Raw genomic sequence first — 18,556 nt, forward strand, 5'->3', positions numbered from 1 at the left:
CCCAGCGACACCGCCCGAACCACCGGGCTCGGAGAAAAGTCGGCGCGCTCACCGGTCCGGGCCGCCTACCGTGTCGGCATGCACGCACGCTTCGCCCCGGTCCGGGACTGCTTCCGCGACCTGCTCAGCTCCGGCCGGGAGACCGGTGCCGGCCTGGTCATCTGGTACGACGGGCAGCCCGTCGTCGACCTGATCGGGGGTCACCGGACCGGCGCCGAGCCGTGGCGACCGGACACGCTCGCGAACGTCTACTCGGTGGGCAAGCCGGTGGCCGCGCTCTGCCTGCTGATGCTCGTCGACCGGGGGCTGGTCGATCTCGACGCGCCAGTGGACCGGCACTGGCCGGAGTTCCGCACGCCGGCCACCGTGCGTCAGGTGCTGTCGCACACCGCCGGGCTCCCGGCGTTCCCGGTGCCCCGGCCGGCCACCGCTGTCGCCGACTGGGCGTTGCTGACCGACGACCTGGCCGCGGCCGACCCGGAGTGGGCGCCGGGCTCGGTGGCCGCGGAGCACGCCTGGACGTACGGGCACCTGGTGGGCGAGCTGGTCTGGCGGGTCGACGGGCGGTCGGTGGGCCGGTTCCTGGCCGAGGAGATCGCCGACCGGTGGCAGCTCGATCTCGGTTTCGGGCTGACCGACGCGGACCAACGCCGCTGCGCGGAGATGCGCTACGGCGACCCGCGGTGGCCGGCCCGAAAGCTCGGGGAGCCGGGGTCACTACGGGCACGCGCGTTGGGAAACCCGGCCGGTGGGCTGGATCTGGCCGTGGTGAACAGTCCGCTGTGGCGAGCCGCCGAGATGCCCGCTGTCAACCTGCACGCCACCGCGTCCGGTCTCGCCCGGCTCTACGCCGGCCTGCTCGCCGGGGGAACCCTGGACGGGGTCCGGTTGTTCAGCCCGGAGTTGGTGACGGAGACGACCCGGGTGCAGTACGACGGGCCGGACCTGCTGCTGGACCGACAGGTCCGGTGGACGCTCGGCATGCAGTGGGAGCCGGACGGCAGTTGGGGCATGGGTGGAATCGGCGGCAGCAGCGCGTGGGCCGACCCGGAGCGCGGTTACGTCTTCGCGTACGCCACGGCGCACCTGGCCGAGCACGACCGGGTGGACGAGTTGGTCGAGGTGTTGCACTCCTGCCTCTGACGCGGGTCAGCGCAGCCAGACGGGGTCGCTGCCGGGCACCGAGAGCGGCGGCGGATAGTCGAGCGTCCGGCGGAGCGCCTCGGGCAGTCGCCACGGTTGGTGGATGGCCTTGCCCCGCACCCCCGCCAGCTCCGGCACCCACCGGCGTACGTAGTCACCGGCCGGGTCGTACCGCTCGGCCTGCCGCACCGGGTTGAACCCCCGGTACGGCTTGGTGTCGTTGCCGGTGCCGGCGACCCACTGCCAGTTGCCGGAGTTGTTGGCCACGTCCCCGTCGAGCAGCCAGCGGAAGAACACCGCCACCCCGGGTCGCCAGTCCTGCCCGAGGTGCTTGGTCAGGTAGCCGGCGGTGATCAGGCGGGCCCGGTTGTGCATCCAGCCCTGCGTACGCATCTGCCGCATCCCGGCATCGACGATGGGCATCCCGGTCCGCCCCTCGGTCCAGGCCGCCAACGCGTCGTCGTCGTAGCGCCACTGCTCGGTGGCGCCCCGCCGGTACGCCGCTGTGGAGATGTCCGGGAACGCGGCGGTGACCTGGTAGTAGAAGTCCCGCCAGCAGAGCTGCCGGACGAACGGCCCGGACCGGTCGCCGGCACGGTTGGCCACCGCGAGTGGGGACACGCAACCGAAGCGCAGGTACGGGCTGAGCCGGGACGTGTCGTCGCCGGCCATGTCGTCGTGCTGGTCGTCGTACCGGTGCAGGTCGGGCAGCCAGTCGCTGAGCCGCTGGCGGGCAACCCGTTCCCCGCCGACCGCGGCGTCCGGCGAGTCTCCCGGCGGCGGCTTCGGCAGACCGCCCACCCGCACACCGCTGGGCAGCTCCACCCGGTCCGGCGCGGCCAACTCCTCGCGCCACTGCCGGGCGGCCCAGGACCTGTGGTACGGGCTGAACACCCGGTAGTGGTCACCCCCGCCACCGGGCTGGAGGGCGCCCGGCTCGACCACTGTCAGCCCGGGAAACAGTCGCAGGTGCAGCCGGTGCTGGTCGCAGTCGGCGCGCAACCGCCGCTCCCGACGGCGGGCGTAGTGGCTGACGTCGGCGGAGAGCGCGACAGCGGTGGCACCGACCTCGCCGGCCAACCGGATCGTCTCGGCCACCGGGTCACCGTGCCGTACCACCAGGTCACCGCCGCGCTCGCGCAGCTCGACGCGCAGGTCGGCGAGCGCCTGGTGCAGGAACCGGGTGCGGTTGGCCGACAGGCCGGCCAGCGCCGGGTCGAGGACGTACAGCGGTACCACCCGGTCGAAGGCCGCGCAGGTGGTGGCCAGCGCCGGGTGGTCGTGCACCCGCAGGTCGCGGGTGAGGAGCACGATCGCGGTGCTCGCGGTCACCGGGGCTCCGGTTGGACCGTCGGCCCGGGGATGGTGACCGGCGTACCGGTCGAGGTGAGCAGGGCACGGGCGGCGACCGCCATCCGCCGCCGCTGCGGCACCAGGGCCCGGCGGGCGAAGACGTCGTAGCCCTGCGCGGCCACCTCGTCGAGGATGCCGCCGTACAGGGCGTACGCGGTGCGCATGCAGGCCTGCGAGGCGGGCGCCAGCATGGTGATGCCCGGAGCGGCGGCGGCGTAGTGCGCCTGGGCGCGGGTCACCTCGTACTCGATCAGCTCACGGGTCCGTTGGGTGCCGCGGCCCCGGGCTCTGGCCTCGGCCAGCTCCTCGCGGGTCACGCCGAACTTCGCCAGGTCCTCGTCCGGCAGGTAGGTGCGGCCCCGGTCGAGGTCCTCGGCGACGTCCCGGATGAAGTTGGTGAGCTGGAAGGCGAAGCCGAGCTGCCGCGCCGGCTCCCGTGCCGCCGCCGGGTCGGAGCTGCCCAGGATCGGCAGCATCATCGTGCCGATCACCGCCGCCGAACCCTCCATGTAGTCGAGCAGGTGGTCGTACGTCGGGTACGCGGTGACTGTCAGGTCCATCGCCATGCTCTTCAGAAACGACGCAAAGTCGTCCCGGTCGAGATCGAAGACGGCGATCGTGTGCAGGACGGCCGGCAGCAACGGGTCGTCGACGGGGGCACCGTGCAGGCCGGACATGAAACGGCTGGCCCAGTCGTCCAGGAGGGCGGCCCGCTCGACCTGGGGAAGGTCCTCGGTGCGGTCCACGATCTCGTCCGCGTACCGGGTGAACCCGTAGAGGGCGTGCACATGTCGTCGTTTCCAAGCGGGGAGCAGTCGGGTGGCGAGATAGTAGGTGCGGCCGTGGCGTTTGTGCAGCTCACGGCACCGGTCATAGGCAGCGGTGAGATCAGTGTCCACCGGCCCTCCTCAATTATCGACGCACCAATCGACGCAACTCGTAGCCTAGGGTACGCTCAGCCGCATGGCCAACGACGCAGTTGCGGGCAACGCGACCCGCGTGGCGCCGACAGGGCCAGGGGACGGGGACGATCCGGTCCGCGCCGTCCTGGCCGCGTACACCCAGGACCTGATCGCGGCGGTGCACGAGACCCTGAGCACGTTCCTCACCGCCGAGGTCGACACCCTCGCCGAGATCGACACGTCGATGGGCCGCTTCGCCGCAGCCGCGCGGGACGCCGTCCTCGTCGGCGGCAAACGGATCCGGTCCACGTTCGCCTACTGGGGGTGGCGCGGTGCGGTCGGCGGCGTCGAGGCACTGCCCCCCGTGCTGCCCGCGCTGGCCGCGCTGGAACTGCTGCACACCTTCGCCCTGGTCCACGACGACGTGATGGACGCGTCCACCACCCGCCGAGGCCGACCCACCGCGCACGTCGCGCTCGCCGAGCAGCACGTCGCCGCCGGCCACCGAGGTGATCCCGGCCGGTTCGGCGAGGCGGTCGCCGTGCTCATCGGCGACCTCTGCATGGTCTGGGCCGATCGCCTGCTGGCCCAGGCCACGGTGCCGTCGGCCCGGCTGTTCGAGGTTCGCCGCTGCTACGACCAGATGCGGGTGGAGACGGTCGCCGGGCAGTACCTCGACGTGCTCGGCGAAAACGACCCGGCCAACTGGTCGGTCGACCGGGCGCTGCGGGTGGCCCGCTACAAGACCGCCAGCTACACCGTCCAGCGACCACTGCTCTTCGGGGCCTGCCTGGCCGGCGTACCCCTCGACGATCCGCTGGTGTCCGCGTACACCCGTTACGGCCTGGCCGTCGGCGAGGCGTTCCAGCTGCGCGACGACCTCCTCGGCGTCTACGGCGACCCGGCCGCCACCGGCAAACCGGCCGGTGACGACCTCCGCACCGGCAAGCCGACCACACTGCTCATGCTGGCCCGGGAGCTGGCCACGCCGGCGCAGCTCCGGGCGCTGGAGCGGGCCGCCGACGGGCCGGTCGACCGGATCGCCGAGCTGCTCGTCGAGACCGGCGCCGTGACCCGGGTCGAGCGGATGATCGCCGAGCGGGTGAGTGACGCGCTGGCGGCGCTCGACGCCGCACCCGTGGACCGGACGGCGCGGACCGCGCTGACCGGACTGGCCACCGCCGCCACCAACCGGCGGGCCTGATGAGCGACTTTCTCGAGGAGGTGGTCACGTGCGGACGGTGACAGGACGGACGGACCGGGTGGTGGTCGTCGGAGCCGGGCTGGGTGGGCTCGCCTGCGCGCTGCACCTCGCCGGCAGCGGCCGGCAGGTGACAGTGCTGGAACGCGAGCCGGTGCCCGGTGGGCGCGCCGGTCGACTCTCCGTGGACGGCTACGAGTTCGACACCGGTCCGACGGTGCTCACCATGCCCGACCTGATCGCCGAGGCGCTCGGTGCGGTCGGTGAGGACCTGCGCGACTGGCTGGACCTGACCCCGCTGGACCCGGCCTACCGGGCGTACTACCCGGACGGATCGACCCTCGACGTGCTCACCGACACCACACGGATGGCCGCCGAGATCTCCCGGGTCTGCGGGCCACGCGAGGCCGACGGTTACCTGCGCTTCGTCGACTACGCGCGGGAGCTGTGGCGTCTGGAGCGGGCCGACTTCATCGAGCGCAACCTGGACGCGCCGACCGACCTCCTCACCGGCAACCTGCTCAAGCTGCTCGCCGGTGGGGCGTTCCGGCGTCTCCAAACAAAGATCAACCAGTTCTTCCGGGACCCGCGTACCCAGCGGATCTTCTCCTTCCAGGCGATGTACGCCGGCCTCGCGCCGCACGACGCGCTGGCCATCTACACAGTCATCGCGTACCTCGACTCGGTGGCCGGGGTCTACTTCCCGCGCGGCGGCATCCACGCGGTCTCTAGGGCGATGGCCGGCGCGGCCGAGAAGCACGGCGTGCAGATCCGGTACGACACCACCGTGACCCGGGTGGAGACCGCGAACGGCCGGGCCACCGGTGTGCTCACCGCGGACGGCGAACTGATCCGGGCGGACGTCGTGGTGCTCAACCCGGACCTGCCGGTCGCCTACCGGGATCTACTCCCGGCCGCCCCGGCACGACGGCTCACCTACTCACCGTCCTGCGTCGTTCTGCACGTCGGCTCCCGACAGGCATATGACAAGATCGCCCATCACAACATCCACTTCGGACGCGCGTGGAAGGGCACCTTCGATGAGGTCATCCGGCGGGGTGAGTTGATGACCGACCCGTCGCTGCTGGTGACCAACCCGAGCCGGACCGACCCGTCGGTGGCCCCCGCGGACCGGCACACCTACTACGTGCTCGCCCCCGTGCCCAACCTGCACCGGGCCCCGTTCGAGTGGCGGGGCGACCTGACCCAGCGCTACAGCGACCAACTGATCGGCACGTTGGAGGAGCGCGGCTACGTCGGCTTCGGCGCCGGCGTCGAGGTGCTGCGGGCGATCACCCCGGCCGAGTGGGAGGAGCAGGGCATGGCCGCGGGCACGCCCTTCGCCGCCGCCCACACCCTCTTCCAGACCGGCCCGTTCCGCCCGTCGAACCTGCACCGCGACCTGTCGAACGTGGTCTTCGTCGGCTCCGGAACACAGCCCGGGGTCGGCGTGCCGATGGTGCTCATCTCCGGCAAGCTCGCCGCCGGCCGGATCACCGGGGAAGGCCGATGAGCAGTCGCGAGGGGCACCTCGTCGAACTGGTCGACGAGACCGGCAAGGCGCACGGCGAGACGACAGTCTCCGCCGCGCACCAGCCGCCGGGGCAGCTCCACCGGGCCTTCTCGGTGCTGCTGGTGGACCCGGACGGTCAGGTGCTGCTCCAACGCCGCGCCGCCGTCAAGACCCGCTTCCCGTTGCGCTGGGCCAACTCCTGCTGCGGCCACCCGCAACCGGGTGAGTCGCTCGCCGAGGCCGCCAACCGTCGGCTCCGCGAGGAGTTGGGCGCGGGCCCGGTCGAGCTGACCGAGGTCGGCGTCTACGTCTACTACGCCGAGGATCCGGCGACCGGTCGGGTCGAGTTCGAGTACGACCACGTGCTGCGGGGTGACTTCCTTCCCTCCGCTCCGCTGCTGCCGGACCCCAGCGAGGTGGCCGAGCTGCGGTGGGCCGACCCGACCGCGCTGGAAACCGAACTGGAACGCGACCCCCGGTCGTACGCGCCCTGGCTGGGCGGGGTGGTGAACCGGCTGTTGCGCCCCTCGGGGTCCACGTCCGGCGCGCCCGGCCTGGCCGTGACCCCGCCCGGCCCGGCGGACGACACGGCGGAGCGGTCGGGTGGTCGATGAGGCGCTGAGCGCGGGTGCGGTCGCACGCCGGCTGGGGGTCGCGGTCACGACCCTTCGCACCTGGCACCAGCGCTACGGGCTCGGGCCCAGTGAACACGTCCCCGGCCACCATCGCCGCTACACGCCGGCCGATCTGGCCCGTCTCGAAATCATGCGACGGCTCACCGCCGAGGGGGTGAGCCCCGCCGAGGCGGCCCGCTGGGCCCGCCAGGCACCGGACTCGCCACCCAACGGCACCGTCGCTCTCCGCCGTACCCAGCCACCCAGCCGCGACGGCGGTGGAAGCATCCCGGTGGGCCGCGCCGGCCCCGCAGCCCGTGGGTTGGCCCGCGCCGCCATGCGGTTGGACGCGGCGGCGATCAGCGAGACGATCGCGCACGCCCTGGCCACGAACGGGGTCGTCGCCACCTGGGAGGGCCTGCTGCGTCCGGTGCTCGCCGGCATCGGCGAACGCCACGCCGCGACCGCTGGCCTGATCGAGGTGGAACACCTGGTTTCCCGCTGCGTCTCGGAGGCCCTCGCGGCGGCCAGTCGGGCCCGGGTGCCCACCGGCCCGGCCCGCATCCTGCTCTCCTGCGCCGACGAGGAGCAGCACACCCTGCCGCTGGAGGCGTTGGCCGCGGCTCTCGCGGAGGCCGGGGTCAGCTACCGGATGCTCGGCGCCCGGGTGCCGGCGACCGCTCTCGTCGAGGCGGTCAACCGGACCGGACCGGCTGCCGTGGTGCTCTGGTCCCACACCCGCGCCACCGCCGACCCGGCCCAGCTCAGCGCGTTGCTCGCCGCACCCCGCCGCCCGCTGCTGGCGCTCGCCGCCGGCCCCGGCTGGCGAGCCGACAGCCTGCCCGCCGGGGTCGTACGGCCGGTGGACCTGGCCGAGGCGGTCTCGCTCGCCGCCGCCGTCCGTGACTCCCTGGACCAGTCGGCGCGTGACTGATCGCACTGTCGCCCGCTGACCGCGTGAACTACCGTCGGGCGGGTCCGCCCTACCCCGACCCCCCGGGAGCAAGCAGATGCAAGCGCGCGCCGTTCTGGCGTCCGTCCTCGCTGTGGCGCTGGTCCTGTCCGGCTGTGCGCAGCCGGAACGCACCATCGCGCCCGCCAGTGCGCCGCAGCCGGTGACGCCGAGCACATCACCGTCACCGCATCCGACGGTCAGCAAGCCACCCAAGCCTCCGCTGCGTCCGCTGCCGGCGAAGCTCCCGGCCGGCCTGCGACGCAACACCGGCGAACGCCCGGTGGTCCTCACGTTCGACGACGGGCCCAGCCCGGCCTGGACACCCAAGGTGCTCGACCAACTGCGTGCCGCCAAGGTGACCGCCACCTTCTGCGTCGTCGGTCGCGAGGTGCAGCGCCACCCGGACCTGGTCCGACGGATCGTCCGCGAGGGGCACCAGCTCTGCAACCACAGCTGGCGACACGACCTCGACCTGGCCCGGCGGCCGGTCGACGAGATCCAGGCCGACCTGGCCCGCACCAACAAGGCCATCCAGAAGGCGGCTCCCGGTGCCACGGTGCCGTTCTACCGGCAGCCGGGCGGCCGGTGGACCTCGGAGGTGCTGACCGTCGCGAAGGGTCTCGGCATGCGCCCACTGCACTGGTCGGTGGACCCACAGGACTGGGACAAGCCCAACGCGGCCACGATCGGCAAGCGCATCCACGCCGCCGCCCGCCCCGGCGCCATCGTGCTGCTGCACGACGGGGGTGGCAACCGGGCCGCGACCCTCGCCGCCTGCCCTCACCTGATCGCCGACCTGAAGAAGCGCTTCGGCATCACCAAACTCAGCTAGACCACCTTTGACCTGCTGTTATGCCCCATTCCCAGCCCTCGCCGATACCGATTTTGTCGACCGACCAGGCATCACGTATGCTTTCGAAGCCTCCGGCGGGGCCGGATGGGAGCAAGTCCGCTTGAAGTTGCGAGTGTGCAATGATGGCGGGGCCGCCCTCATCGTCTAGCGGCCCAGGACGCCGCCCTTTCAAGGCGGTAGCACGGGTTCGAATCCCGTTGGGGGCACGACCGGCGCAAGCCGGAGCAACACAAGCTAGGTCCTGTGGAGCAGTTGGAGTGCTCGCCGCCCTGTCAAGGCGGAGGTCGCGGGTTCAAGTCCCGTCAGGACCGCAGCGCTGACGCCGCGCCCCGCGCGGCGTTCTGCGTATCGGAGCAGGTCGCCCTGCCACCGGTTCGTCCGGTAGCCGGGTAGCATGAGCCGAGCGACACGGCCAGGTAGCTCAGTTGGTACGAGCGTCCGACTGAAAATCGGAAGGTCGGCGGTTCGACCCCGCCCCTGGCCACATAGCCTTTCGCCGGGCTACAGAGGTCCCCACCAGCGAATACGCAGGTGGGGATCTTGCTGTTTGGGCCGGTACGCCCCGCGCTCCCGCCGACGGCCTCCACCCTCGGCGTGATCAACACGACTTCCCCGAGCTAGTTGCATCCTGTTTGTGCTGGTGGGTGGGTGTTGACGGGGTTGGTGGTGGTGGTCCGGCCGCTGGCCGCGCGCCTGTTGATCTACGACGTGATCATCTGCCAGGACAGGGCCGTGGGTGCGGCGTGGCGGCATCGGGCATGAGTAGACCCTCGGCGAGGATCTCAGGTCGTGACACACATCAATGCGCCCGCCGAGGGCCACGCACTGGTTTACCAAGTCCGACTGCCGTTGTCGACCCAGACCCTCACCCTCGCCGGTCAAGCACTGAGGATCCACCGCACGACGGTGAAGTCACGCTGGCGCAAACTGCCCGACCTGAGCACCGCCCTGATCGTGCTAGCCGTCCTGCGTCACGGTGAACGACCCGCCGACCTGGCCGCCGCCTATGGAGTGTCACACCACAGCGTTCGCCGCTGGGTCAAGCAAATCGTCACCGTTCTCGCCCGGATGGCACCACGGCTGGACCGCGTCCTCGCCGCCCGCCAACGCGCGCTCACCAGCACCGACGACCCGATCGTGCTACTCGACGGCACCTGCATCCCCGTGCACACCCCGACCGGGCGGGCCGAGAGACAGCTCTGGTGCCCGAAACACAAAGCCCACCACCTGCGCGTCATCACCCTGACCGACCACCACGGCCGACTGCTCTGGGCCTCCGCAGCGCAACCAGCCCGACTTCACGAAGCCACCCACGCCAAACGCCTGCACCTACCGCCACGGCTACGCCGCCACCACCTCGCCGTCATCTGCGACCGCTTCCACACCCGCCTCGACGACCAACCCGACACCAACCCCAGCGTCATCGTCGGCCGCCGCGCCTGCCGCAACCACACACTCACCCCCGCCGAGAGAAACACCAACGCGCTCATCGCCCGCGAACGCGTCGCCAACGAACACGCCCACGCCCACCTCAAGAACTGGCGCATCCTGCACCGACTACGCCACGACTGGCGACGCGACGCCACCACCCTCGTGCGGGCCCTCCTCGTCCTCACCCACACCGAGATCACCCGCTGAACCCACCCGGCAAACGATCACACCAAAGATCAAAAGACCTCCGGCCAGCCCCAAGACACCCCCACCCCAACCCGTCAAGACCCGCTGAACAGCACAAACAAGATGCAACTAGCTCCCCGAAATCGCGGTATCCCAGGACCTCCGACACCGCAATTTCCCCGAACCCGTGTGGATCAAGCGGAGACGGAACCCCGGGGCGGGGCGGAGGCCGGATCCCGGGGGCGGAGACGGGACCCCGGGGCGGGGCGGCGCACCGGGGCGGGGCCGGATCGCCGGGGCGGGGCCGTATCGCCGGGGCGGGGCGGGGGCGAGATGGACGCCGGATCGCCGGGGGGCGAGGTGGCCGGCCCTGGTCGGGGCTTCATTCGTCGCGGTGGCTCTGGGGGCGGTGCTGCGCGATGCCACCCTGGATCGCCTCCCACACGCCGCGTCCGGCCTGGCGCAACGTCTCCCCGGCCTGCTCGGCGAACTGCGCCGCGTTCTGGGCGGCAGCCTGCGCCGCAGCCGACAGACCGCCATCACCGTCACCAGACGGACCAGGACCAGACGAGCCACGACCAGACGAGCCACGACCAGACGGGGCCGCCCCAGACGGACCAGGACCAGACGAGCCACGACCAGACGGGGCCGCCCCAGACGAACCAGGACCAGACGAGCCACGACCAGACGGACCCTGACCGGACGGGGCTGCCTGGTCGGGCTGGTCACCGGGTCGCCCCGCTGTGCCTTCCGGCCGCTCCCCACCGCCCGATCGCTCCCTCTCGGGGCGACGCGGCGCCTCGTGCTCCGGACGCCGTTCCGCCGGTCGCGCCTGCCCGGGCCCGCCAGTGCGCGTCCCCGGGCCCGCAGCCATCTGCTCCGAACCGACCGGACCCGGTTCCGGACGACTCCGCCCCGGGTCTGAACTGACCGGACCCGGTCGCTCGGGAGCCGGTCGCGCAGGACCCGGTCGCTCGGGACCCGAGCGGTCAGGACCGGGCTGGGCGACACCGGGTAGCCCTCGGTCGGCGACCGCAGTCCGTTCGTCGAGTACGCCGTCCGAGCGCCGCGCCGACGCCCGGACCTCCGCCGCACCCGCCGCCAACTGCTGCGCGCTGCGGTTCACGTCGTCGACGGCGGTGGCCGTACGCGCGAGCGATTCGATGATCTGCGGGTTGCTGTCGAGGGTGTCCAGCGCCCGCCCCAGGATCCTGGTCAGCTGCTCCAACCGCACCCGTAGCTGCGCCTCGGCGTGCACCCCGTTGACGTCCAGTTCGACGCCGCTCAGGTGCACCCGTACGCCGGCGTCGACCTGGAGGAGGTTGGCCACCCGGGCTCGCAGCGACAGGTCGGCGTCCAAGCCGTCGACCGCCAGCCGGATCGAGTCGACGGACACCTTCGGAATGTCGAGCAGGACATCAGGGTCCACGTTGTCGACGCTCCGGTCCGCCGCCCGTTGCTGCCCGTTCTCGCTCATGATTTACCGCCCCGCCTGCACAGAGTCCCGGTCATCGGCGCGGTTACCCGCTTTCCGGCCGGGCATCCCGTGCGTGACGGCTCGGCAACCCTCTGTCTGGAACCGGGCACCGCTCGAAGCTGCACACCCGGGCATCAGCCGGTATGGTCCGGGCCTATGGGACAGGAAATGACTGATCCGGCCGACATCCGGCAGGACGTCGACCAGTTCTCTCTGCGGTGCAGTCTCCTCGTCCCGAGCTCGGCCGAGCACGCGTTCGCGGTCTTCACGGCCCAGCTGACTGACTGGTGGGTCACCGAATACACCTGGTCCGGCCCGGACGCTCTCGACGAGTTGGGCATGGAGCCACGGGCCGGCGGCATGCTCTACGAGATCGGCCCATACGGCTTCCGCGCCGACTGGGGTCGGGTGCTCACCTGGGACCCGCCACGGCGGCTGGTTTTCGCCTGGCAGATCGGCCCCGACCGGGCGCCGGTGCCGGATCCGGCCCGGGCCAGCGAGGTCGAGGTGCTGTTCCTACCGGAAGGGCCGGAGCGCACACGGATCGAGCTGGAGCACCGGCACTTCGACAGGCACGGCGAGGCTGCTGAGGGTTACCGCAAGGCGCTCACCGCCGGCTGGCACGAGCTGCTCACCCGCTATGTGGGCACGCTGTCGCGCCACCCCGGCGTCTCCGCCTGACCGGCCCACCGACCGACGCGCCGATCAGCAGGGAACAGCGCGTCGGCTCACCGGCCGAGTCGCCGGTCAGCAGCGGAATGACCAGCCAGGTCTCGGCCACCCAGGTTCGCGCGTTGGCCGGCCTCCGCACCCGAACCGAATCCGGTGCCGCCCAGTCGACGCGGTGGGGCGGTGCGCAGCCGTGGGTATTCCTCGCTGAGTCGTCGCTGCACCCGGTCGGAGCGGTCGGCCAGCACCAGCGCCACCGACGGCGTGCCCGACTCACTGGCCGCCGCCGTCTCCGCCGCCCAGAGTCGACCTCCGATCACCTCCGCGAAACCGGCCAGCCAGGAGCGGCGGAAGGCCGCGGGATGGTCGTCCTCCGGCACCGGGGTGGCAGCCAGGCCGTGCGCCGCCTGCACGAGCAGTGAGGTGAAGAGCAGGTCGACCCGCTCCAGGTCACTGGCGAAGCCGAAGAGGTGCAGCGCGAAGCCGTTGCCCTGCCGGCGGCGTACGCAGCGACAGCGCAGCGGCTCGGCGACGGCGGCGAGCAGACCGACCTTGTCGCGGGCGTACGGGGCGACGACGTCCAGCACCCGGTCGCCGACCGGATCGGTGGTCGGGTCGTGGACGGCCAGCAGCGCTCGGTCCACGCCGTAGCGGGCGATCAACTCGGTCGCCTTGGCGGTGAACGCGGCGGCTTCGGCGGGCGTGCAGGCCGGGTCCTCGGCCTGGGCCAGCAGCTTGCGCACCTTGCTGAGCATGGCCTCGGACATGCCTACAGAGCTACCACACGGGGCGGACATCAACGGGGCCACGACAGCATCGATCGATACGTATCATCGTCACCGTCCGATGATCAGTCCAATCCGGACGGTCAGCTACCTGTTTCCGGAGGCTTGTCCGCATGCCATCCCCGACCGCACGCCTGTTCGCCGTCGCCACGGCCACCGCGCTGCTCATCGCCGGCGCACCCGCACAGGCTGCCCCATCCGCGCCGGTCACGCCGGCCGCCCCCGGCACCAACGCCTTCGAACCGCTCGCGACGTGTTACGGCGGGGCGGTCCGGTCGTACTTCGCGAGCGGCCGCTACGGCGGCTCCGCCGGCCAGTACCGCACGACGACCCGCTGTCGGGACATCAACGTCCGCAACGCGAGCGTGTACGCCACCGAGGCGTGCGTGATCTTCGTCGACAAGACGAGCGCCTGCAACTACTGGACGTACCTGCCGGCCAACTCGGGTTGGATCACGGTGGCGACCAACGTCAAGGACGGGGTCAACTTCCGGGTCCGCTTCGAGAACCTGCGGTACGAGACCGAGCCGCTGATCGCGTACCACGCGTTCTGAGTGCCGCGCGCGGTCGCGGCGTCCGCCCCCCGACGGACGCCGCGACCGCTGTCACCCGGCGCGGCTGCGCAGGGTGGCGATCGTGGAGCCGGCGAGGGTGAGCAGGCAGTCGGGCAGCAGACCGTCGGCTGCCGCAGCCCCGAAGAGCGCCTCGCCGGTCGGCTCGTCCCGATTGGCGTACGCGCTGACGAAGCGGGCCACCCACCGGGTGTCGTACTCCGCCTGGTCGATTCCCGGGAAGTCCAGCGCCGCCCCGCTGGCCGCCGGGGTGTCACCGAGCATCGTCGCGGCGAGGCACCAGGCGACCCCGTACGCGCCGCTCAGGCCGGCCCGGTCGACGACCGCGTCGAACGCTCCCACCACCGCGTCTCCATCCCCGGTCAGCGCCGAGCGGAGCACGGCGGCTGCGTCGTCGAACGTCTGCTGTGGTAGGTCCGTCACCCAGCGCACAGTAGGACGGGCGGTCAAGCACCCCCACCAATCGCTACTCTCCGTGTTCAATGCGAGCTACCTGCGCTTTACGCCACCTCCACGGTCCCACCGTCGGCCTCGGCACGCTAATGTGCGCAGCGGACCTTCGCCGGAGGAAGGACGACCATGCTCGTATCACGCCGATCGCGGGTGGCCACACTGGCTGCCTGCGCGACGATCCTGCTCGCCACAAGCGCTTGCGGGGATGACAAGGCCAAGGAGACCAGCGCCCAACAGGTGCGCCTCTACGGCACGGACGGCAACATGCTCAACTCCTATCCTGCGGAGTTGAAGGAACGCGCGAGCCTCGTGGACGGGATGAAGGGCACCACGCCACTCGTCCCGCTGCCCGAAGACTTCAAGAACCGACTGCGGACCGTCAATCCGGCGCTGACGGACTTCGTGTACTCCGCCGAGTCGTACGACGCGGTGGTGATCGCCGTGCTCGCCGCCCAACTGGCCGGGAGCACCGACCCGGCGGCCATCGCGAAGCAGATCGTCGCGGTGACCAACGACGGGCAGCGCTGTGAGGACCCGGCGAGTTGCCTCGCGCTGGCCCGCAACGGGCAGGACATCGAGTACCGCGGTGTGTCGCTGAGCCGCGCGGGCTTCACCGACAAGGGCGAGCCGGCCACCGCGAGCTACGCCACGCTGACCTTCGACGGGCAGCAGATCAACGACGGCAAGACCGAGTTCGTCGGCGCGGGCATCGAGTCGGCGGCGAGCACCAAGACGCCGCCGAAGCCGAAGAAGCAGCGTGCGGGTGGTGACCCCGACCAGGAACCGCTGAAGTTGGGTGGTCTGCTGCCGAAGACCGGTGACCTGGCGATCGCCTACCCGCCGATGGCCGCCGGCGCCGCGCTGGCGATCAAGGAGATCAACGCCGCCGGTGGCGCGCTGAGCAAGCCGGTGACCTGGGTCGAGGGCGACGACGGCACGAACCCGGCGGTGGCCAAGGCGACGGTTGCCAAGCACGTGACGGACGGCGTCAGCGTGATCATCGGCGCGGGTGGTTCGGGCATCTCCCGGGCCGTGCTGCCGGACGTGGTGCGGGCCGGGAAGATCCTCTTCTCGCCGTCCAACACCGACGCCGGCCTGACCGACGCGGAGGACAACGGCCTCTACTTCCGCACCGCGCCGCCGGACAGCCTCCAGGGCCGCGCGCTGGCCGACGTGATCCTCCGCGACGGTTCGCAGAAGATCGTGATCGTCGCGCGTAAGGACTCCTACGGTGAGGGCCTCCAGAACACCGTCCGCGACGAGCTGGAGAAGGCCGGCGTCGCCGCCGACCGGCTCAAGCTGATGACGTACGAGCCGCCGGCCGACGCCCAGGCGCCGGCTGTCGACTTCGGCAGCGGGGCGAAGGAGATCAAGGAGTTCGGCGCGGACGCCGTACTCATCATCGGTTTCGGTGAGTCCGCCCAGGTGATCCGCGGCCTGGCCGACGCTGGGGTGCAGATCCGCCAGTAGCACGACCACAGAGCCACGACGGCCGCACCGGCGCTCTCGCCGGTGCGGCCGTTTCGTATCGGGGGATCACCGCGGCCGGCGGCGCTCCAGGAACTCGGTCATCCGCCGGTGCTTCTCCTCGTCCTCGAAGAGCACCGCCTGACTGACCAGGTCGAGATGCGGGTGCGCGGCGACGGGCGCGTCCACCGCCAGCTTGGTCAGCCGCACCGCCAGCGGCGATCCCAGGGCGATCTCGTCCAGCAGGGCGTGCGCCACAGTCAGCAGTTCGGCGGGCTCGTCCACGACCCGGTTCACCAGACCGATCCGCAGCGCCTCCGCGGCGTCCACCCGTCGTCCGGTGAAGAGCAGTTCCTTGGCCCGGCCCTCACCGACCAACGCGGGCAGCCGGTGGGTGGCACCGGCGCCGGCCAGGATGCCCAACCGCACCTCCGGCTGGCCGAAGACCGCCCGGGCCGTGCACACCCGCAGATCGCAGGCATACGCCAGCTCCGCACCACCGCCCAGCGCCGGGCCGTCGACGGCGGCCACGGTCGGCATCGGCAGTGCCCGGATCCGCGCGAAGGCGGCGGAGTTGATCGCGGCGAGGGCGTCCGTGCGGCCTCGTTCGCGCAGTTGGCCGATGTCGGCGCCACCGGCGAAGATGCCCGCCGCGCCACCGGTCAGCAGCAGGAGCCGAGGGTGCGCCTCCAGTTCGGCGCAGACCTGGTGCAGCTCGGCGATCAGGTCGGCGTCGATGGCGTTGCGCTTCTCCGGCCGGTCCAGGGTGACCACCAGCCGGTCCGGCCGTTCCTCGATCCGCAGACCGCTCACTGCTTGACACCGCCTTCCCACCGGTAGAAGCCCCGCCCGGACTTCTTGCCCAGCCGCCCCTCGGCCACCATCTCCACGAGCAGGGGCGGCGGCGCGAAGCGGTCCCCGTACGCGGCCTGGAGGGTGCGGGCGATGTCCAGCCGCACGTCCAGACCGACCAGGTCGGTGAGTTCCAGCGGGCCGATCGGGTGCCGGTAGCCCAACACCATGGCCTTGTCGATGTCGGCCGGGCTGGCCACCTCGTCGGCCACCATCCGGATCGCCTCCAACCCGAGGGTGACGCCGAGTCGCGACGTGGCGAAGCCGGGCATGTCGCGTACCACGACGGGGTCCTTGCCCAACCGGCCGGCGAGCGCGACGGCCGCGGCGGTGGTCTCCTCGGCGGTGGCCGGGCCGACCACGATCTCCAGGAGCGTCATCGCCCAGACCGGGTTGAAGAAGTGCAGACCGAGGAAGCGCTCGGGTGCGTCCAGCCCGGCGGCCAGCTCACCGATGGCGATGCTGGACGTGTTGCTGCCCAGCAGAGCCGGACGCAGCGAGGCAGCCTCCCGCAGCACCGCCCGCTTCAGGTCCAGCCGCTCCGGCACCGCCTCCACGATCACTTCGGGTGCGGGGGCGACGTCGGTGAGCGTCGGCCGCAGCGCGATCCGTTGCCGGTTCGAGGCGGCCTCGTCGGCGCTCAGCTTCCCGCGCTGCACCGCCCGCTCCCACAGGTCGGCGAGCCGGTTCAGCGCGGAGGCTCCCCGCGCGGGGTCGACCTCGACCAACTCCACGGCGTGCCCGGCTCCGGCCGCCACGTACGCGATGCCGAGGCCCATCGTGCCGGCACCGACGACCACGAAACGATCGCTCATCACGCCTCCCTGTCCGACCCCTCGGCGCGCGGGGTCTCCGCCACGCCGACCCGGGTGTCCCGCCCGTTCCGCTCGCTCATGGTGCGACCCTATGCAGCACGCCGATCCTCGCCATGCGTGGGGGAGCGCGAGATCGGGTAATGACGGCCCGTCAACCGAGGGAAGGACCGCATCGACATGAGCCAGGCACCGGAGAGCGTCACCGACGGGGAGATCGTGGAGACCCGGGGCGACGAGCGGGTCGAGCTGCTGCGCGCCGACACCAACAACGACGGGAAGACCGACGTGTGGGTGGTGGACACCGACGGCGACGGCAAGGCCGACCTGTTCCAGTTCGACACCGACGGTGACGGCAAGGTGGACATCACCATGGTCGACATCGACGAGGACGGCCAGCCGGACGAGGTGGTCGACGGCGACGGCGGTCTGCCGCCCGAGCAGCTTCCCCCGACCGTCCAGGTCTGAGCTGTACGACGGCCTCTGCGCAGGTGAGGCGCAGGGGCCGTCGCTCACTCTGCCAGGCGCAGGGTGGCGAGGTAGTAGGGCGCGTCCCGGTCGTCCACATCGGTCAGCCGCCAGCCGGTGCCGTGCACCAGCGAGGCGAACTCGTCCGCCGAACAGACCAGGTAGTCGAACCACTCGGTGCCCAGCTCCCGGTAACGAAGCCGGAGCCGGAGCTGACCGCCGAGCCGACCCCGGCGGCGGTTGCGTTCGTGGTAACCGGTGTGCACCGGGTCGCGGGTGCCGTACGGGTCGGTGCCGTGCGCGATGATCTGCGCACCCGGCCGGGCCAGGGCCGCGAGCGCGGCCAGGAACTCGGGGGCACGCTCCCGACCCTCGAACAGCCCGAGGTTGTTGCCGAGCAGCAGGAACGTGTCGTACCGCTGACCATCGGCCACGTGCGTGTCGACGGTGCCGTGCACCAGCCGCCGGACACCGCGACGCCGGCTCACCGCCAGCGCACCGGGAGAGGTGTCCAGGCCGGTGACGGGTACGCCGCGCTCCTGGAGCAGCAGGGCGATCCGGCCGGCGCCGGTGCCGATGTCCAGTGTCTCGCCGCGGGCCCGGTCCACCGCGCGGTGGTCGTACGGCTGCCAGTCCTGCGGCCCGTCGAGGTAGTGCGCGGCCGGCGCGCCGTTGATCAGCCCGTCGTCCCGTTCGATGATCTCGATGACCGGCCGGGGCAGTCGTCCACCCACCAGTGGCCGGGGGCCCACCCCGCTGGCCACCGCGAGAGTGTCCCGCAGCAGCTCACCGACCACGTCACCGATTTGAGGCTGCACCATCACGGCGTTCACGCTATCCGGCCACTCAG

19 protein-coding genes and 3 tRNA genes are annotated in these 18,556 nt (G+C 71.7%); 14 read left to right on the forward strand and 8 right to left on the reverse strand.

All coding sequences use genetic code 11. The features are described 5' to 3' along the window. The first annotated feature begins 78 nt into the window (after positions 1–78). Positions 79–1,143 (forward strand): serine hydrolase domain-containing protein, encoded by a 1,065-nt coding sequence (locus tag O3438_RS21460; RefSeq protein ID WP_269681610.1) that lies wholly within the window; start codon positions 79–81, stop codon positions 1,141–1,143. Positions 1,144–1,149: 6 nt separating this feature from the next. Here O3438_RS21460 and O3438_RS21465 read toward each other — a convergent pair whose 3' ends face one another. Continuing rightward, entirely contained in the window at positions 1,150–2,475 is a 1,326-nt protein-coding gene (locus tag O3438_RS21465; protein ID WP_269681611.1) for a cryptochrome/photolyase family protein, read from the reverse strand. Beyond that, the gene (locus tag O3438_RS21470) at positions 2,472–3,395 is read right to left on the reverse strand and encodes a phytoene/squalene synthase family protein (protein ID WP_269681612.1); all 924 of its coding nucleotides are present in this window, start codon (positions 3,393–3,395) and stop codon (positions 2,472–2,474) included. Before O3438_RS21470 ends, O3438_RS21465 begins: the two co-directional genes overlap by 4 nt. Positions 3,396–3,459: 64 nt before the next feature. Here O3438_RS21470 and O3438_RS21475 point away from each other — a divergent pair, with 64 nt between their 5' ends. The 9 genes from O3438_RS21475 (at position 3,460) to O3438_RS21515 (ending at position 10,172) form a co-directional block, all read left to right on the forward strand. Then, on the forward strand, positions 3,460–4,602 hold the full coding sequence (locus tag O3438_RS21475; protein ID WP_269681613.1) for a polyprenyl synthetase family protein: 1,143 nt from the start codon (positions 3,460–3,462) through the stop codon (positions 4,600–4,602). 28 nt (positions 4,603–4,630) lie between these two features. After that, positions 4,631–6,112 (forward strand): phytoene desaturase family protein, encoded by a 1,482-nt coding sequence (gene crtI / locus O3438_RS21480; protein WP_269681614.1) that lies wholly within the window; start codon positions 4,631–4,633, stop codon positions 6,110–6,112. Further along, complete coding sequence (gene idi, locus O3438_RS21485) at positions 6,109–6,726, forward strand: isopentenyl-diphosphate Delta-isomerase (protein ID WP_269681615.1); 618 nt, start codon at positions 6,109–6,111, stop codon at positions 6,724–6,726. Before crtI ends, idi begins: the two co-directional genes overlap by 4 nt. Next, entirely contained in the window at positions 6,716–7,660 is a 945-nt protein-coding gene (locus tag O3438_RS21490) for a MerR family transcriptional regulator (protein ID WP_269681616.1), read from the forward strand. The genes idi and O3438_RS21490 overlap by 11 nt, the downstream gene beginning before the upstream one ends. 76 nt (positions 7,661–7,736) lie before the next feature. After that, entirely contained in the window at positions 7,737–8,513 is a 777-nt protein-coding gene (locus tag O3438_RS21495; protein WP_269681617.1) for a polysaccharide deacetylase family protein, read from the forward strand. 154 nt (positions 8,514–8,667) lie between these two features. After that, positions 8,668–8,740: transfer RNA gene (locus tag O3438_RS21500), tRNA-Glu, on the forward strand. Between the two features lie 31 nt (positions 8,741–8,771). Beyond that, a tRNA-Asp gene (locus tag O3438_RS21505) sits at positions 8,772–8,845 on the forward strand. A 99-nt stretch (positions 8,846–8,944) separates the two neighbouring features. Beyond that, positions 8,945–9,018, forward strand: a tRNA-Phe gene (locus O3438_RS21510). Positions 9,019–9,323: 305 nt separating this feature from the next. Beyond that, a complete protein-coding gene (locus O3438_RS21515; RefSeq protein WP_269681618.1) occupies positions 9,324–10,172 on the forward strand; it encodes a transposase family protein in 849 nt (282 codons plus the stop codon). Between the two features lie 361 nt (positions 10,173–10,533). Here the strand turns inward: O3438_RS21515 and O3438_RS21520 are convergent, their stop codons facing one another. Then, positions 10,534–11,628: a hypothetical protein gene (locus O3438_RS21520; protein ID WP_269681619.1), complete on the reverse strand. Its 1,095-nt coding sequence runs from the start codon at positions 11,626–11,628 to the stop codon at positions 10,534–10,536. A 156-nt stretch (positions 11,629–11,784) separates the two neighbouring features. On the opposite strand from O3438_RS21520, the gene O3438_RS21525 reads away from it, so the two are divergent. Further along, positions 11,785–12,309, forward strand: coding sequence for an SRPBCC family protein (locus tag O3438_RS21525; protein WP_269681620.1), 525 nt, complete (start codon positions 11,785–11,787; stop codon positions 12,307–12,309). Between the two features lie 47 nt (positions 12,310–12,356). On the opposite strand, the gene O3438_RS21530 is transcribed toward O3438_RS21525, so the two are convergent. Beyond that, positions 12,357–13,064 carry a DUF2786 domain-containing protein gene (locus O3438_RS21530; RefSeq protein WP_269681621.1) on the reverse strand — a complete coding sequence of 236 codons (708 nt, stop codon included), beginning with the start codon at positions 13,062–13,064 and terminating at the stop codon, positions 12,357–12,359. A gap of 131 nt (positions 13,065–13,195) precedes the next feature. On the opposite strand from O3438_RS21530, the gene O3438_RS21535 reads away from it, so the two are divergent. Continuing rightward, the gene (locus O3438_RS21535) at positions 13,196–13,636 is read left to right on the forward strand and encodes a hypothetical protein (protein WP_269681622.1); all 441 of its coding nucleotides are present in this window, start codon (positions 13,196–13,198) and stop codon (positions 13,634–13,636) included. A gap of 51 nt (positions 13,637–13,687) precedes the next feature. Here O3438_RS21535 and O3438_RS21540 read toward each other — a convergent pair whose 3' ends face one another. Continuing rightward, entirely contained in the window at positions 13,688–14,077 is a 390-nt protein-coding gene (locus tag O3438_RS21540; RefSeq protein ID WP_145778165.1) for a hypothetical protein, read from the reverse strand. Positions 14,078–14,233: 156 nt separating this feature from the next. On the opposite strand from O3438_RS21540, the gene O3438_RS21545 reads away from it, so the two are divergent. Then, on the forward strand, positions 14,234–15,577 hold the full coding sequence (locus O3438_RS21545; RefSeq protein ID WP_269681623.1) for an ABC transporter substrate-binding protein: 1,344 nt from the start codon (positions 14,234–14,236) through the stop codon (positions 15,575–15,577). A 66-nt stretch (positions 15,578–15,643) separates the two neighbouring features. On the opposite strand, the gene O3438_RS21550 is transcribed toward O3438_RS21545, so the two are convergent. Together O3438_RS21550 and O3438_RS21555 are read right to left on the reverse strand one after the other, a co-directional pair. Then, positions 15,644–16,387: an enoyl-CoA hydratase/isomerase family protein gene (locus O3438_RS21550; RefSeq protein ID WP_269681624.1), complete on the reverse strand. Its 744-nt coding sequence runs from the start codon at positions 16,385–16,387 to the stop codon at positions 15,644–15,646. Further along, a complete protein-coding gene (locus tag O3438_RS21555) occupies positions 16,384–17,241 on the reverse strand; it encodes a 3-hydroxyacyl-CoA dehydrogenase family protein (RefSeq protein ID WP_269681625.1) in 858 nt (285 codons plus the stop codon). Before O3438_RS21555 ends, O3438_RS21550 begins: the two co-directional genes overlap by 4 nt. Positions 17,242–17,418: 177 nt before the next feature. Here O3438_RS21555 and O3438_RS21560 point away from each other — a divergent pair, with 177 nt between their 5' ends. Next, entirely contained in the window at positions 17,419–17,706 is a 288-nt protein-coding gene (locus O3438_RS21560; RefSeq protein ID WP_091396025.1) for a hypothetical protein, read from the forward strand. Between the two features lie 44 nt (positions 17,707–17,750). Here O3438_RS21560 and O3438_RS21565 read toward each other — a convergent pair whose 3' ends face one another. Continuing rightward, positions 17,751–18,527, reverse strand: a complete 777-nt coding sequence (locus O3438_RS21565; protein WP_442929635.1) for a class I SAM-dependent methyltransferase — start codon at positions 18,525–18,527, stop codon at positions 17,751–17,753. Positions 18,528–18,556 lie beyond the last annotated feature (29 nt).

It is taken from the genome of Micromonospora sp. WMMC250 (genome assembly GCF_027460215.1).
In the GTDB taxonomy this organism is placed as follows: Bacteria; Actinomycetota; Actinomycetes; order Mycobacteriales; family Micromonosporaceae; genus Micromonospora; species Micromonospora taraxaci.